Below are 12726 nucleotides of genomic sequence, written 5' to 3' on the forward strand. Positions count from 1 at the left end.
GGTCACTTCCCCTCGGTGGTGGTGTCGGTGTCAAGGGGGCGGGCGCGGCGGGCACGGGTGAGCCAGCCGTCCGGGCCCTGGGTGCCGTGGATGTCGGCCAGTCCCGCGAGTAGGAACGCGTACGCGCCGCGCCTGGGCGCCCGCGGCTGCGCAGTACCGGACTCCCACTTCGCGAAGGTCTCCCGGCGGGTGTCCAGGGCTGCGGCCACCTCGACCAGGGTCAGGCCGGCGGCCTTGCGCAGTCGCTCCCGCTCGGCCGGCTCCGGCAGGTCGCCGCCGTCGCGGGCCTTGGCCAGCAGCGCGTCCACCGCCTCGAAAATCTCGGACATCACATACCTCCTATCTGGAACGGTATCACTAAAGCGCTCCAAAAACGCCTCATTCTATTCTCGCAAAACATCGCACCAATGAACTCATAGTGTGCTCAATCGGCGCGGCCGTTCCGGACAAGGCTGTGCAGCCGTGACCGTAGCAACCCCCCTGAGCATCAGTGGAGTTGACGGTGAGGCGCTGCGGGTGCGCCTCGGTGTGCGTCGTACGCTTTCGGGTCATGAGCTCCCGCCTCCCCCTGATCCTCGACCATTGGTTCCGTGAGGGACCCGATCCCGCCTCGGGCTACTGGATCTGCGCGTACCGGGGGTGCGGGCGGCACCGGTCCGATCACTTCCAGACAGAGGGCCAGTGGCTCGACCCGGTGCACGCCTTCAGACCGCAGCGGCTCGCGCCCTCCCGCTGCCGCGCCTGCGGCTACCACCGGGGCACAGCCGGCATGTGCCGTGGAGGTGGGGCCAGTACCCGGTACCCGCCCTGGCCGGGCGTAGCGAGCAGCCCTCCGGGCGGCCGACAGCCGGCTGACCGGGGACCGTCCACAGTTTTCAGAGAAGCCTGCATCCGCTGCCCGATGCCCTCGGCCAACCCGAAGATGATCCCGCGGCTCGATGAACAGGAGCAAGATTTCCTCGCACGCCGCGATCGGGCTACCGCCGAGGGCTGGCAGGGTGAGATCGAAGGACTCGACCCCACCTTCCTGCGGAGCAAGCGGGGGCAGGCGCGACGCTTCCAGCGTCAGGGCCCAGTCTCGCTTGGCCTCCCGATGATTCCTCATCAAGAACCCCAGGTCACAGACGTGTGATCAGCAGCGCCGAGACGAGCAGTGCTCCGGAGTGCAGGGCCTGATCTGCCAAATACATTCCATTGAGCCCGGCCGTCCGCCGCTCGGCGAAGGCCGGCGAGCCGGTGCGCTGCAGCAGCCAGCGCACCGGCCATCGCCGGTCCAAGACGGCATGGGTGACCGCCGACCAGGCGAACCCGGCGGCCAAGCCGGTCATCGACAGCCGCAGCGGGATGAACATCCACACCAGGGCGAGAAGCGCGGCGAGGACCAGGTGGTACTGGCCGACGTGGGCCAGGCACGCGGCCCATCCCCGCCGCGGGCTCACCCCGGCGGCCACGTCCTCGGCCGTCGGTGCCCCCTTATTCGCGGCCTGGTGGTCACTCTGGCCGAAGACGTGGTCGGCCACGTTGTGACCGACTGCCAGTACGGCCCAGGTCGAGCCGAACGTCGCCAGCGTGGTCAGCTCTTCGATGCTGGTCACCGCGCACCCCCGACCACCACGGACGCGAGGCTGCGGTGTCCGACCCGGCGCATACTCTGTCGCGACGGAACGGAGGTCTTAAAGCTGGAGGCGGCATGTCCTTGACGTGGCTGGAGACAGAGGGCGGCCCGTTCATCGTGGTTCCACGCGATGCTCTGTCGCACTGGTCGGGGACGGAGGGCGACTACGACCGTGCCTGCGAAGTGGTGGAACTGGTCGGTGTCCTCGCTCTCCCCGGCGACGCCGAGGCGCTCGTCCTCGGGAATGAACCGCTCTCCACCGCCTACCTTCCCGAGCACCGAATCCTCGTCCGCTGGTGCTACGCAGAAAGCGAGGAAGGCGTCGCTGACATCGTCCTGGCCGGCCTTCCCACCGCCGAGTGGGAAGAAGGACCCGTACTGAAAACCACGGGCGAGCTCGTCATGTTCGACGCCGCCTACTTCGGCACCGAGGTCGGGACACTCACGGACAGCACTGTTCTCGAACTCGGCGTCGGCAGCTGCCGAGTGGACTCGGCGAGCATCGAACCCGACCGCCTCACGTCCTTTCGCGTCCACCGATTCGTTGAGCTGACCTGACCTGACGTTGGTGCAGAGAAGATCGGCCAGGTACATCCCGTTGAGCCCAGCCGCCCGAAGGTCGGCGAAGCTCGGCGAGCCGGTGTGCTGCAGCAGCCGGCGCACTGGCCAACGCCGGTCCAGCACGGCATGGCTGGCCGCCGACCACGTAAAGCCGGCGACCAGCCCCGTCACGGACAGCGGGAGCGGGATGAACAACCAGACCAGGGCGAGAAGCGCGGCCATGACGAGGTGGTACCGGCCGACGTGGGCCAGGCGGGCCATCCAACCCCGGCGCGGACTCGCCCCGGCGGACACGTCCTCGGCGCTCGGCGCATCCTTGTTCGCGGCCTGGTGATCGCTCCGGCCGAGTACGTGGTCCGCAACGTTGTGGCTAACGGCCAGCACAGCCCAGATGGAACCGAACGTCGCCAAGGTAGCGATCTGATCGATCGACGTCGTCATGCCGTCACTCCCGAGAGTGCATTCCGAGGCGCAACGTCGACGCCCGCCGACCGAGACACTCGAACGGAATCTCGGGCGGACCGCGCTCGGCGAATGCCTCTCGAAAGCGAGACGCCGAGGAAGGTGGACACGGCCTCTGCCGCGTTAACCCATTGGTCGGCGATGTCGTGAACCCCTTCGGAGATGGCTTCCAGCGCGGTGAAGACGAGGACCCCGCGGACGGCGGTGTCCCACTGGGTGACAGCGGGGGGAGGCCGGTGCAGCATGGCGGTGCTCCTGTTCCGGTTTCAGCTCTGATCGGGTGTGGAGCCCGGGGCGGCCGCGATGTCTTGGCCGGACAGCGGCCGCCCCAGGAAGTCGGTGCACAGCCGGTCAGGAATTCGCGCTTTCTCCATGCTTCTTGCCTTCGAGTGCCGCGCCGACGATGTTCGAGGTCGGGGTCCCTTCCCATTCGCCGCAGGTGCAGCGGCAGATGACCAGACCGTCCTTCCCGTAGTCGTAGACGTCCGTCTTGTGCGCCGGCTCGACCACGGGCTCGGTCTCCTGCGCCGCGGCCGGGCGCCGGGGGCGGCGCACGATGGTGGTGTCCTTGACGGCCTGCTCCTGGCGGTGGGCCTCGCCCCAGCGCTCGGCCTCGACGCGGTCGACGGTGCGTTCCGGGGAGGTCCAACCGCAGTTGCAGGTGGTCCCGACGCGTCCGTCGCGGGCGGCGATCTCGAAGACCTCGGTGCGGTGCTCGGGCAGCGGGACGTTCAGCGCGGGGTTGGCGCCGTCGTCGTCGGTGGCCTCGCCCAGGGCGCCGATGGCCCACCGCTCCCAGCCGCCCGGGAACTCCTTGAGGATTTTGTCGCGGCGCGACTGGGCGGTCTTGGTCGGAACGCCCATGGCGAGGGCCAGGTCGGCGACGGTTCCCCCGGGCATGCTCGCGTGGGTCCGCACGGCGGCGTCGATGATGCCCTTGATACGCGGCTCCAGCCGGTGCACAAGGTCGTTGATGAGGTCCTCCCAGGACCCCACAGCGGCCCGGCGCAGGCCATTCCGGTGGCTGTAGCCGGTGCGCAGCAGGGCCAGTCCCCACAGGACGGTGTCCATCCAGTCGGCCATCATGCTGGCGTCGATCCCGACGGCCCGGGATTCTTCTGCGTCCAGGTCGACGGTGTAGGGCCAGATGTCGGTGAAGGGCGGGCTGTCGTGCGGGAAGCTGGTGGCCCAGGCCTCCCACTCGCCGACCGCGGCGGTGACCACTTTGGCCTGGCGGGCCTGGGCGGTGGAGCGGGGGGCGTCCATGGCCCGGGCCAGGTTCCCGACGCTGCCGCCGGCCAGGCGGTGTTGGCGGATAGCGGCGGCGGTGATGCCGGCCAGGAGGGTGGTCCGGGCCGATTCCAGGAGGCTGATCGCCAGGTGCCAGTTCTCGACGGTCACGGGCTGGACCGTCATCGGCTCGTTGTCGCGGCCGGCGCGCCGATCCTTGCCGGTGCGCAGCAGGGTGAGTGCCCACAGTGCCGTGTTGAGGAACTCGGTCAGTTCGTCGGCGTCGGGGCGGCCGATAGCGCGGGCCTCGGTCGGGAGCAGGTCGATGACGATGCGGCAGCCGTGCTGCGCGGTGGTTCCGTAGACGTAGCGCAGGGCCATGTCGCCCTCCTCTGGCATGGATGAAATCTCGTACAATTACTGTACGAGATTTCATCCATGCTCGCTATGGCCTCTGAGCTGCAACAACTGCTCCGGACATAGAAGTTGACCCGCCATCAGGCTGGGACGCGCCTCCGCCGGTGGGGCGCCGCCCTCCTCCGGTGGCTGCCGCGGTGCTCCAGGGCAGCAATAGTCCGTCGCCGGCGGAGCGCGGGAGGATGTGAATGTGCGCGTGGAAGACGCTCTGGGTAGCGATGGCGCCAGCGCTGGTGATGATGTTGCACGGCGGTGTTGCGATCTCAGCGACCCGGCGCATGACCGCCGCGCTGACCTCGGGATCGGTCGTGACATCCGGAACGTGGAGCAGGGGGATCACGAGGAGATGGCCGGGGGTCACCGGGCCGAGAGGGTGCAGGGCCAGGGCGTCCGGCCAACGGCACACGATGCGGGCCGCAGCCGTGCCGGACACAATGGCGCAGAAGATGCACCGGGCGGTCCCGGAGATCGCCGGACCGTCGGGGGCGCCGCTCCGGCAGTGGCGGCAGTCCTTCCCGGCCCCCGGGCAGGGCCCGCTCAGGGGCTCGGTCACCGTCAGGCGCGCAGGCCGTGGTCCCGGGGCGGGAGGAGCTCCTTCCCGACGTCCAGGTGGGCGACGTCGAAGGTGATCCGGTGCCGGGTCCACAGGCGGTGCGCGATCTCCTCCGCCATCGCCACCGAGCGGTGGCGACCCCCGACGCAGCCGACGGCGAGCCGGACCTGGCGGAACTTCCGGTTGGCGACGTCGTCGAGCAGATCGACGGCGAGCGACACGGTGCGGTCGATGCTGCCGACGGCGCCAGGGGTGTTCAGCACCTGCTCCAGCACCAGGTCGTCCAGACCGGTCAGGTGCCGCATCCGGGGGTCGCGGTGCGGGTTGTAGTACTGGACGGTGGCGTCGAGGGTCGTGTCGGCCCGCGGGACGTGTCGGCACTCGGCGGGGACGCAGAAGTCCAGGCGGTCCCCCGACCTCGGGCGGTGGCCGTAGCCGAAGCTCACGACGGTGCCGCGTACCACGGTCCACTCCTTCCCGTAGCGGGCCTCGGTGCCCTCCGGGTTCAACAGAAGGCGGTCACGCTCGGCGAGAATGCTCATGATTGTGCACAACCTTTCGGACATGGGGGCTCGCTTCGACCGCCGGATGCCGGCGGGAGTGGGTGGGAAGACACCCATTTCATCGCACCCGGGCAGCACCGGGAAAGGGCAACCCGTCGTTTCCCGTTTCCACTTCGGCTTGGTGTCCAATCCCGGGCGAGCAAGGGAAGTTGACCTTCGGCCTGGTGGTGGCGGAGACCGCCCGGCCTGTGAGTAGCGGGCGGCGCGGGCCACGTCCGGCAGGTGCGCCCGGTGTCCGCCAGGCGTCGTACCATGGCGGCCGCGGTGGCGACCACCGCGATCCCCGGGACGCTGCGCCCCGGGGTGGCACGCCCACGGCACCGGTGGGCCGGAGCCCGGCACGGCTGCTGGGGTGAGGGTCTCGACCAAGCACGGCCCCCGCTCCGCGCGGGGGCCGTCCTCCAATGCCTTCACCCACCCGGGAGATCCCATGGAAGCCCTCGTCAAGCAGCTCGCCGACGGGCGCACCGTCCACGTCCGGCCCGTGATCACCGCCTACGGAGCCGTCACCTACACCGCCGTGGACGACGACGGCCGGACGGTCGCCGGCGGCTGGCTCCAGGAGGCCCGCGAGTACGGCGTCCCCGAGACGCAGCGGCCCGAGGGCCACACGCACCTCATCGCCGATACGCTCCGGCTGTGGTTCACCGCCGCCGAGGCCGAGCGGCTGACGGCGCTGGGCGTCAAGGCCGAGGAGGCCTTCGCGGCCTCCCCCGATGGGCAGCGGCTCGCCGGCTGGCGCCGGGACCAGGAGGAGCTGCAGGCGGCGGAGGCCGCCGCGACGGCGATCCTGCGGACTCCCGGAGGAAGGGCCCGGGCCGGGGAGCGGGCGGGCCTGAAGGAGGCGGCCAACGCGATTGCCGCCGCTGACGACGCGCAGCGGGAGCGCGCCGCGGACAGCGGTGAGCTGGGCCCCTACTACCGCGAGCAGCAGCCGGCCAACGAGGCGCGGCTCGCGCAGGCCCTCGCGCGGCTGGACGCCTTCGACGCACAGCACCCGCAGATCGTCGCGGCCCTGAACGCGGAGAAGGAAGCGCGCACGCGCCGGTTCCTGGAGAGCGACTGACCGCCCGCCCCGGCACGCGCAGCGGGTCCGGAACGCGAAAGCCCGTCGACCGTACGGCCAAGGCCGGCAGTCGACGGGCTGATGCGGTGGAACCCCGTTGGGCTGTCCGGGGTGTTGGCGGTGGTGGTGTTCACCGCCCCGGACGGCACCCCCGCCTCGCATTGGCCGGCACCGCCAGGACGGTGCACATCTGGAACCCCCGCACGCGAGCAGGACGCGTGCTTCCCCTGGCCGACAGGGTCCATGCTGTGGCAGCGGTCCACGGCCTGCTCACCGCAGGGACCGCATCAGGCTTCCTCGTGATCGATGTGTCGTCTGTACCCGCCGCGTAGCTTGATCGCCAAGCAACCGCCCAGCTAGGGGATGGGGTCGCTCCGGGTGGCAACCGCACCTGCGGGTTCGCCGCCGGGTGCCCGAGGGTGCCAGCGAAGAAGGAGGTCACAGGTTGACCACAACCCCTTCACGCTGCTCTGGCCGGGCGAAATGCTGCCGCGGTGATCCTTTCTCTTCCTCCGCGAACGGCACGGCGGCTGGCTGTCCTCATGCTCGTTCCCGTGGCCGCGGCCGCCCTCTGGACCGGGGAGGTCACGGCCCTGGCCGGGGCCGCGCTCGGTGTCCTCCTCGCTGGGTGGTTCCCCGACGCCTGGACCCTCCTGTTCGCACGAGCCGCCGGCGCGCGGCTGACGGGCGTGCAGTACGGCCGCGGCCGGTCGCTGTTCAGCGGCGCCGTCGGCGGCGTGCCAATCGAGGTGGGACTCGTGCCCACCGGCGATCTGCAGATCTCGTTCAGCCTGGTTCCCGTCCCAGGGCTGCGCTGGCGGCTGTGGCTGAACTCGGCGGCACTGCTCGCCGTGCAGCTCGGGCTGGGGGGCCTGCTCGCGGCCGGACCGAACTGGTTCACACGGAGCCTGGGCATCGCGCTGCTGACCACGACGGTCGTCCGCAATCTGGGTTACCAGTTCGGCCCGATGGCGCCGCTGTGGGCGGCTCTCGGGCTGTCGCTGCGGCCGGGGCTGCTCCCCCACACCCGCCGGCCCGAGGTACTGCGGGCCGACCGGATGCTGGCCCTCGGTCGGGTCGGTGCGGCACGCCGGCAGCTCGACCTGCTGCCCTCGCCGCGTCCTGTGAGTGCCACGGAGGTGGGCGTCCTGCTCGCGGAGGGGCGCTTCGAGGAGGCGGATTCGGTGGCCGTGCAGCTGATCGAGAGCGACGACCGGTGCTGCCACCTGATCGCCTACCAGCTGCTGGCCTGTTCGGCGGTCGCTGCGGGTGAAGCGGGTACGAGGGAATCGGAGGAGGTCCGTCGACGGGTCACCCTCGCGCTGGTCGCGTTCAGCGGCGGCACCGATCCGGACATGCCGTACCTGGAACGGCATGTCCAGCTGGCCGCGGACGCCGCACTCCTCAACGGCAGGCCGGAGGAAGCGGGGCGGTTGGCCGCGCACTGGAGCACCCGCGCCGGCTCGCGGTACTGGCGTGCCGACGCAGCCTGCACGCTGGCTGCGGCACGCTGGGCACTCGGAGACCACGACGGGGCCCGCGCTGCCCTGGACCGGGCCCGCGCCCAGTGCCCGGAACTGGCCAGGATCGGACCCCTGGAGGTCCGCCTGCGCGCTGCGGCGGGCGGTGCGACCGGCCACGAGATGCCTCAGGCGTCCAGCGTGATCACTCCGTCCGCGATCCACCCGCCGACGTAGCCCTGCAGCAGGACACCCGGCTCGACCGGAAACGTAGGGGCACCCCCCGCAGATCGTCGCGGGCCTGGACACGGAGAAGGAGGCGCGCACGCTCCGGTTCCTGGAGACCGACTGACCGACGGCCGTGCAGCCGGTTCGGGATGTACGAAAGCCCGCCGACCGTCCGGGCACGGCCGGCGGTCGACGGGCTGACGCGGTGGAACCCGCTACGGGTCTGTCAGGCGGGCGCTGCGGCGCGCAGCGCCTCCAGGTCGTGGATGACGATCACGCCGTAGCTGGCGGTCAGGGCATCCTGCTGGCGCAGCGTTCGGAGGATCGCCTCGCGGGAGGCCCCCACCCACTGGGCCAGTTTTAGCTGGCTGAGCTGGAGGCTCACGGCGCCCGTCGCCTCGTCGGTGTCGCCCAGACGGGGTATCAGGGCCAGCAGACGGGCCGCTGCCCGCTGGGTGACGGTGTACGAGAGCTGCTCGACGTAGGCCCGGTCCGCGTCCCGCCGCTGCTTCGAGACGATCCGGCAGAGGGCCAGGGCCGCCGCCGGGTCGGCGTCGACCAGGGCGCGGAAGTCGGCGCCGGGGACGGCCAGGGCGGCTCCCTCGGTCAGTGCGACCACTGAACCGGTCCGGGGGCCGCCGGCGATGGCCTCGTGGTCGCCGACGGTCTCGGGCGGCTCCCGCAGGGCGACGACGATCTCCGTGTCGTCGCTGTCGCCGTGCCGCAGCACCTTGACGGCTCCGGTGCGCAGGGCCAGCACGCTGTCGGTGAGGCCGCCCTGGTGGATGAGCGTCTCGCCGGCGGTGAAGCGTACGAGGGAGCCCTTCGCGGTGAACAGGGCCTCCAGTACGGGGTCCAGCCCGGGAGTGCCGGGGTCGGTCACGGGTTCTCCTCGACGTCTGGTGAGCGCTCGCCCGTCACGGTAGAGCAATCCGGTCGCGGACGGCGGTCGGACCGGCACGCCGCCGGGTGCCCGCAACGGTTGGCCGCGCGCACCCGGCGGGCGCCGTTCAGGGCCGGTTCCACGGGTCGTCGGCGGCGGCGACCGTGTCGTCCTCGGTCTCCAGATAGCCGAGGCAGGGCTGGGACCAGCCGTTGTCGTCGTCGGTGAATCCGGTGCCCCCGCAGGCGGGACAGTCCTGCGGGTGGGGCGGGGCCGGGTTGCCGCGGTCGCAGGTGTCCGGCTCCTGGTGGACCGCGACGCCGTCCTCGTGGATGTAGGCCATCACGAAGCCCTGCCCGGCGCAGCCCCCCTCGCAGTTCCAGGGGTGGGGGCCTTCGGTCTGCCACGTGCGGTAGGTGGTCCGCAGCCAGGCACGGGCGGTCTCCCGCTCGGCCGCACCGATGCCGTTCAGGTGGCGCAGTTCGTTGACGGCCCGGGCGCACTGGGCGGCGCTGTGGATGTCGCCCTGGGACTGGAGGGCGACGAGGTCCAGGGCCACCGCGTGATGGAGCAGGTGGGTCCAGTGGTGCTGGCGGGTCAGGGCCGGGTCGGCGCCGGGGGCGCGGCGGGCGTCCTGCCACAGGTGGTACTCGGTGGCGGCCTGGACCATGAGCCGGCCCACCGACGGCAGGTCGGGGTAGGCGTCGCGGACGGCGGCGCAGGCGAGCGCCTCAGTGACCGGGTCGCTCTCCGGGTGGTAGCGGACCACGTCGGGCGCTGCGCCCGGGGCACCGGTGACGACGAAGCCGATGGGCCGGCGGGCGGCGGCGAGGGCACGCACCGAGTAGGCGGTCTGGCGGTCGCCGGTGTCGGGGGTGAGCGGGTTGGTGGCGAAGACGGTCACGGGGACTCCTGGGCGGTCGGATCGGTTGGGGAAGGCGTGCGGCCGCGTCGCGGGGAGCGGGCGGTCGGCTCCTCGGGCCGGGGGTGGCCGGCCCGAGGGTGGTGCTGGAGTTCACAGGGCCCGTAGGCGGCGGGGGCGTGCCAGCGGCGGGTTGCCCGGGTCGGGCCAGTCGTCGGCCGACAGACCGTAGGCCGGGGGCTTCCAGGTGGCCGGGGCGTGGCGCCGGTAGACGCCCTCCCACGGGGCCCGGAAGTAGACGGGGAGCAGGCCGCCGGTGTTGGGGATCGGCGGGGGTGCGGCGGCGTTCTGGTCGCGCAGTTGCTCGGTGACGCGCTCGGCGTGGTCGGCGTGACGTCTGCAGTACCAGTGCGCGATCGTCCAGCCGGTGCGCGGGTCCAGCTCCAGCACCCGGTGGTGCGAATCGGCGCCGCAGATCCCGCGCTCGTTGCGGAAGTCGATCGGCGGCACGTAGCCCGCAGGGACGTGCAGGACCGGTGCGGGCGGGCGCCGCAGCGGCACGACCGCCTCGTCGGCCGCCGGGGCGGCGTTTCGGGGCCGGTACTCGTACGGACGGATGCGCGGGGCCTCGCAGCCCGGGGCCTGGCTCGGGCCCCAGTCGCCGGCCTCGCAGGGCGGCTCGTAGCGGGGCGCGTCGTCGGCGACCAGGCGGTCGTAGCGGGGCTGTCCGACCGCGTCACGGCCCAGCACCTGGGCGGCCCGGCCCAGCACCCGGCCCTCCTCGACGCCGGGGGCGACGAACAGGGCGTAGGCCACGGCGAGCAGCAGTTCCTTCGCAGGTGGGGCGGCCCGACGGTCGCGGTAGATACGGTGGGCGACCCCGGCGTACTTCTGCGCCCCGTCCAGGCGCGGAAGTTCGTCCGCCGCGCTCACGCCCGGGCTTGCACCCGGCGGGTCGCCACCGGGCCGTGGTGCGGGTACGGGACCTTCGGGCGCGCTGCGGCCCGTCGGCGCGGAGGACTCGGTCACAGCTCCCTCCTGTCGCAGCCGACGTAGCCGTCGGCCGTGCGGTGCGGCTCGAAGCACCCGGCGTGCGGGCCCCCCTCCCCGTCCATGTCCTCGTCCTCGTCGCCGTCCTCGTCCGCGCGGTCCTGCGTGGCCCATTCGGCGGTCGCCTCGATGTCGACCTCACCGGTGCCGTGGTGGACGAACACGGCGCCGTCGGGGCCGGTCTCGGTGTACGACGGCAGGTCGGCGTCGTCGTCCTCGTCACCGGTGCCGTACGTACGACGGCCGCACGACGGGCACACCCACAGCTGCTCCCCCTCGACAGACAGCGGGAGGGTGGTTGCCGAGCAGTCCGGGCACGCGGGCGGGGGTAGATCGCCGACCGCGGGCGCGGCGGGGTCCGGAGTATTGGAAGTCATCATCGGATACCTCCGTGGATATCCCCCGGCTTTGGCCGGGGGAGGAAATGGAACTCCTGCGGAGCAGGCGAGGAGGAGGCGGTTCGCCGTCACGGCGGACCGCTGTCCGCCAGTTACCCGCAGATGGTCACAAAGACGGGCGATAGTGTGTGAGCCATGACGGCCAGTCACGTGAAGCGGGCTTTCAAGTTCCGCTTCCATCCGACGGATGCGCAGGCAGCTGAGCTGTCTCGCACGTTCGGGTGCGTGAGGAAGGTCTACAACATGGCGTTGCAGGCTCGGTCCGAGGCGTGGACGTTGCGTCGGGAGCGGGTGAACTACAACGCAACCTCCGCGATGCTGACGGCATGGAAGAAGACCGAAGAGCTGGCGTTCCTCTGCGAGGTCTCCTCCGTGCCGTTGCAGCAGACGTTGCGGCACCTGCAGGGGGCGTTCTCCAACTTCTGGCTGAAGCGGGCGAAGTACCCCCGGTTCAAGTCGAGGAAGAAGTCCCGCGACTGCGCCGAGTACACCACCAGCGCGTTCCGGTACCGGGACGGTCGTATCACGCTGGCCAAGATGGTCGAGCCGCTGGACATCGTGTGGTCCCGTCCGCTGCCCGACGGACAGTCGCCTTCCACCGTGACGGTCAGCCGGGACGCGGCCGGCCGTTGGTACGTCTCGATGCTGTGCGTCGATCCCGGCATCGAGCCGCTGCCCGAGCTGGACACGGCCGTGGGTATCGACGCCGGCATCACCAGCCTGGTGACGCTCTCCACCGGAGAGAAGATCACCAACCCGAAGCACGGAAGCAAGGACCGGCAACGCCTCGCCAAGGCGCAGCGGGTGCTGTCCCGCAAGGTCGAGGGTGGTGCGAACAGGGAGAAGGCCCGTAGGAAGGTCGCCCGCGTCCACGCACGGATCGCCGACCGGCGCAGGGACTTCCTGCACAAGCTCACCACCCGACTCGTCCATGAGAACCAAGTGGTCGTGATCGAGGATCTGACGGTCCGCAACATGCTCAAGAACCGCCGGTTGTCCCGAGCCATCTCGGATGCCTCGTGGACCGAGCTGCGCACCATGCTGGAGTACAAGGCCCAGTGGTACGGCCGCGACCTGGTGACCATCGACCGGTGGTTCCCCAGCTCTAAGCTGTGCTCGGACTGCGGAGTGATCCGCGACAAGATGCCGCTGAACGTCCGCGAATGGGCGTGCGAATGCGGAGCGGTCCACGACCGGGACGTGAACGCGGCACGCAACATCCTGGCCGCCGGGCTGGCGGCAGCAGCCTGTGGAGACGGTGTAGGACCTCAACGGAGCACTCCGGGCGGGCAGTCGTCGGTGAAGCAGGAAGTAGTCCCACCGCAGCGCACACGCGCAGCGGCTCAGCCGCGAGGCTGAGGGGAATCCCCCTCGCTGG

At 71.2% G+C, this 12726-nt stretch carries 13 protein-coding genes; 4 read left to right on the plus strand and 9 right to left on the minus strand.

The window, feature by feature from the left end; translation table 11 throughout:
• Positions 1-2 precede the first annotated feature (2 nt).
• Together ABZY91_RS00120 and ABZY91_RS00125 are read right to left on the minus strand one after the other, a co-directional pair.
• Positions 3-329, minus strand: coding sequence for a helix-turn-helix transcriptional regulator (locus ABZY91_RS00120; protein ID WP_355398522.1), 327 nt, complete (start codon positions 327-329; stop codon positions 3-5).
• A 789-nt stretch (positions 330-1118) separates the two neighbouring features.
• Positions 1119-1595, minus strand: a complete 477-nt coding sequence (locus tag ABZY91_RS00125) for a hypothetical protein (RefSeq protein ID WP_355398524.1) — start codon at positions 1593-1595, stop codon at positions 1119-1121.
• 95 nt (positions 1596-1690) lie between these two features.
• On the opposite strand from ABZY91_RS00125, the gene ABZY91_RS00130 reads away from it, so the two are divergent.
• Entirely contained in the window at positions 1691-2173 is a 483-nt protein-coding gene (locus ABZY91_RS00130) for an Imm21 family immunity protein (protein WP_355398526.1), read from the plus strand.
• A gap of 816 nt (positions 2174-2989) precedes the next feature.
• Here ABZY91_RS00130 and ABZY91_RS00135 read toward each other — a convergent pair.
• Genes ABZY91_RS00135 through ABZY91_RS00145 form a run of 3 tightly spaced genes read right to left on the minus strand, consistent with a single transcriptional unit; the run spans position 2990 to position 5380 of the window.
• A complete protein-coding gene (locus tag ABZY91_RS00135; protein ID WP_355398528.1) occupies positions 2990-4267 on the minus strand; it encodes a hypothetical protein in 1278 nt (425 codons plus the stop codon).
• A gap of 46 nt (positions 4268-4313) precedes the next feature.
• Complete coding sequence (locus ABZY91_RS00140) at positions 4314-4931, minus strand: HIT family protein (RefSeq protein ID WP_355398530.1); 618 nt, start codon at positions 4929-4931, stop codon at positions 4314-4316.
• Positions 4841-5380, minus strand: coding sequence for an RNase adapter RapZ (locus tag ABZY91_RS00145; RefSeq protein WP_355398532.1), 540 nt, complete (start codon positions 5378-5380; stop codon positions 4841-4843). The genes ABZY91_RS00140 and ABZY91_RS00145 overlap by 91 nt, the downstream gene beginning before the upstream one ends.
• 451 nt (positions 5381-5831) lie before the next feature.
• On the opposite strand from ABZY91_RS00145, the gene ABZY91_RS00150 reads away from it, so the two are divergent.
• Both ABZY91_RS00150 and ABZY91_RS00155 read left to right on the plus strand, forming a co-directional pair.
• Complete coding sequence (locus ABZY91_RS00150; RefSeq protein WP_355398534.1) at positions 5832-6467, plus strand: hypothetical protein; 636 nt, start codon at positions 5832-5834, stop codon at positions 6465-6467.
• Between the two features lie 542 nt (positions 6468-7009).
• A complete protein-coding gene (locus ABZY91_RS00155) occupies positions 7010-8164 on the plus strand; it encodes a hypothetical protein (RefSeq protein ID WP_355398536.1) in 1155 nt (384 codons plus the stop codon).
• 217 nt (positions 8165-8381) lie between these two features.
• Here ABZY91_RS00155 and ABZY91_RS00160 read toward each other — a convergent pair whose 3' ends face one another.
• From ABZY91_RS00160 to ABZY91_RS00175, 4 genes are all read right to left on the minus strand, one after another.
• Positions 8382-9038 carry a Crp/Fnr family transcriptional regulator gene (locus ABZY91_RS00160; RefSeq protein ID WP_355398538.1) on the minus strand — a complete coding sequence of 219 codons (657 nt, stop codon included), beginning with the start codon at positions 9036-9038 and terminating at the stop codon, positions 8382-8384.
• 127 nt (positions 9039-9165) lie between these two features.
• Positions 9166-9942 (minus strand): hypothetical protein, encoded by a 777-nt coding sequence (locus ABZY91_RS00165; RefSeq protein ID WP_355398540.1) that lies wholly within the window; start codon positions 9940-9942, stop codon positions 9166-9168.
• A gap of 111 nt (positions 9943-10053) precedes the next feature.
• Positions 10054-10833, minus strand: coding sequence for a hypothetical protein (locus ABZY91_RS00170; RefSeq protein WP_355398542.1), 780 nt, complete (start codon positions 10831-10833; stop codon positions 10054-10056).
• A gap of 92 nt (positions 10834-10925) precedes the next feature.
• The gene (locus ABZY91_RS00175; protein ID WP_355398544.1) at positions 10926-11330 is read right to left on the minus strand and encodes a hypothetical protein; all 405 of its coding nucleotides are present in this window, start codon (positions 11328-11330) and stop codon (positions 10926-10928) included.
• A 153-nt stretch (positions 11331-11483) separates the two neighbouring features.
• Between ABZY91_RS00175 and ABZY91_RS00180 the strand changes: the two genes are divergently transcribed.
• Positions 11484-12707: an RNA-guided endonuclease TnpB family protein gene (locus ABZY91_RS00180; RefSeq protein ID WP_355398546.1), complete on the plus strand. Its 1224-nt coding sequence runs from the start codon at positions 11484-11486 to the stop codon at positions 12705-12707.
• The last annotated feature ends 19 nt before the right edge of the window (positions 12708-12726 follow it).

This window comes from Kitasatospora sp. NPDC002965 (genome assembly GCF_040611255.1).
Taxonomy (GTDB): Bacteria; Actinomycetota; Actinomycetes; order Streptomycetales; family Streptomycetaceae; genus Kitasatospora.